This window comes from Dactylosporangium sp. NPDC050688, assembly GCF_040654515.1.
Classification (GTDB): domain Bacteria; phylum Actinomycetota; class Actinomycetes; order Mycobacteriales; family Micromonosporaceae; genus Dactylosporangium.
Map to the genome: position 1 here is coordinate 1 of NZ_JBFAIC010000168.1, position 2,308 is coordinate 2,308.

The window sequence follows — 2,308 nt, forward strand, 5'->3', positions numbered from 1 at the left end:
CGACCGACATGGCGCCCCGGCGGCACAGCATGTCAGGGCGGAGCCTGCGCAACGGGAAGCCTCTCCGGGTCCGGAGCATGCTGCGGAAGCAACCGGAGAAGCTCAGCCCGAAGGCCGTCTGAGTTGATCTTCGCCGGGCCGCCCCTGGGCCGTCCGGGCCGTCACCGGGCCGTCAAACAGCACCCAGTATCGACCGACGTAGACCAGAACTGACGTACGAAACACCAGTTCAGCGGCCACGAGCAGGGCCGTGACCAGCAGGGCGACGGACGAGTCGACCTGTACGCCGGGTCTTGCCGGGCAATAACGCGCTGACCTGCGGATATACACCCTATGCCTCTTCCTGGGACGTCGCCGGGACGTGGCCGGCCGCCTGGTACATAGCGGCGCTGCGAATGAAGACAGCGGGACAGGTACCAAACACCGGCGAGCAAGCGGACACTGAACACTCTGGGGAGGGTGTGTAAATGGTTGACAGCCACCGTTCCGCTAGGGTGTTCGACCTCCGGTCACACAGCAGTTTTCGCCCTGACGTCGGCGCGTTCGCGCGAGGACAGATCGCAAAGGCCAGAGAAAGCCTGCAACTCAGCCACGCCGAGTTCGCCGACCTCCTGTCCCCTTTGCTGGGATGGAGTCCACCGGCGGAAACCATCGAGTCGTGGGAAAACGACGTGACACCTCCGGGCGACGTCCTGGTTGCTGCGAATCTGGCCACCTACGGAACCATCGGCAACGCGCCGGGCAACCACGCCACCGATCTCATCGGCGGAGTAATCGCGGAGAACTTTGCTGACGTAACCGCTGTCTACGCCAGTCGCACCGACTTCACGGCGCACGTATCGCTCCCGAAGCTTTTCGACGGCGCGCGAGAGATCCGGGCGATGGGCCTGTCGTTGAACATGCTATGCCAACAATATTCGGATCAGCGCCTACGCGACTTGGTCGAACAAGGTGTCAGTCTGAAGTGCCTTTTCCTCGATCCGGCAGGCCACGCAACCCGTGCGAATGAGACCGAGGAGGGCTACCCTCCTGGCCACTTGGCGTCGCTAACCGCACTCAACATCCAAACGATGCTAAACAGAGTGCGCAAGAGGGTGTCCGAGGATCGCCAGCGCTTGGTGCAGGTGGCAACCTACGACGAAACCATCCGCTTCAACCTAACCTTCATCGACAACGAGATCTGCGTTGCCCAGCCTTATCTGCCGGGATTCCGTGGTCTCGAATCTCCAACCTTCGTCATAAATCGCCGATGGCCGACCGCCGGGCTGTATCCTGTATTCGACCAGGTTTTCAATTCGATGTGGGAGCGACGCACCGAACTATGACGGATTATCAGCACTTGCTCCCCATTGCGATCCAGGCAATCGAGCTAGCACACGACCTCGTCAAGCAGCCCGTGAAGACGGTGACCGTAAAAAGTGACCGCGACATGGTGACCGATGTTGACTATAACATCGAGCGGACCGTACGACGGTTTCTGCAAGAGCGGACCCCGGACATCGGATTCCTCGGCGAAGAAGACGGCATCGACTACGCAGCAACGTCCTTGATGTGGGCGCTAGACCCGGTCGATGGCACCGCGAACTTCACGCACGGCCTACCACTACACGCTGTCTCACTCGGACTCATGCACGGCACCAGGTCTGTTCTCGGTGTCATTGACCTGCCACAACTGAACAGCCGGTACACCGCCGCCGAGGGAAGCGGCGCTTTCGAGAATGGCCAGCCGATTCACGCTTCCCAGGTCAGCGCTCTAGACCAGGCAGTAGTCGCAATCGGTGACTACGCCCTGGGCCCAACAGGAGCCGAACGCAATAAGCGGCGCTTGCGCATCACCGCTGAACTCTCGGCACGAGCCCAGAGGGTCAGAATGTTCGGCTCCGCTGCAATCGACCTCGCCTGGCTCGCAGCCGGAAGGATCGATGGCAGCATCATGCTGTCGAACAACCCTTGGGACACCTGTGCGGGAGTAGCAATTGCGCGCGAGGCAGGGGCCGTAGTCATGGACGACGACGGCAGTGAGCACACCGCTAAATCACGGGCCACAGTTGCTGCTGCGCCACACCTTCGCGAGCAGATTCTGGCTTTGGTCAACGAAAGCTGCCTTTCCTAATGCTTGACGGAGCGCCGGAGCTATTGGGTCGCGAGAACCCTAAAGGCAGGGAAAACCGTCATCCGCGAAATCTCGTCGAATCCGCGACCCGTAGAAGCAACGTGACTGATCAGGTGGTCAGTTGATGGCGGGTAGCCAGGGCCGACCGGTGATGAGGTCGGTGAGTGCCCGGAGGGTGTTGTGGCCGTGGGCGGT

Annotated in this window: 2 protein-coding genes; both read left to right on the plus strand. The window is 61.2% G+C overall.

Annotated elements, in window-relative coordinates:
* Positions 1-494: 494 nt before the first annotated feature.
* The gene (locus AB0H83_RS51710; protein WP_360111401.1) at positions 495-1,325 is read left to right on the plus strand and encodes a DUF5919 domain-containing protein; all 831 of its coding nucleotides are present in this window, start codon (positions 495-497) and stop codon (positions 1,323-1,325) included.
* Positions 1,322-2,113, plus strand: coding sequence for an inositol monophosphatase family protein (locus AB0H83_RS51715; RefSeq protein ID WP_360111404.1), 792 nt, complete (start codon positions 1,322-1,324; stop codon positions 2,111-2,113). Before AB0H83_RS51710 ends, AB0H83_RS51715 begins: the two co-directional genes overlap by 4 nt.
* Positions 2,114-2,308 lie beyond the last annotated feature (195 nt).

Coding starts and splice junctions, on each gene's coding strand:
- AB0H83_RS51715 (WP_360111404.1), top strand. CDS start 1,322: ATGACGGATTATCAGCACTTGCTCCCCATTGCGATCCAGGCAATCGAG.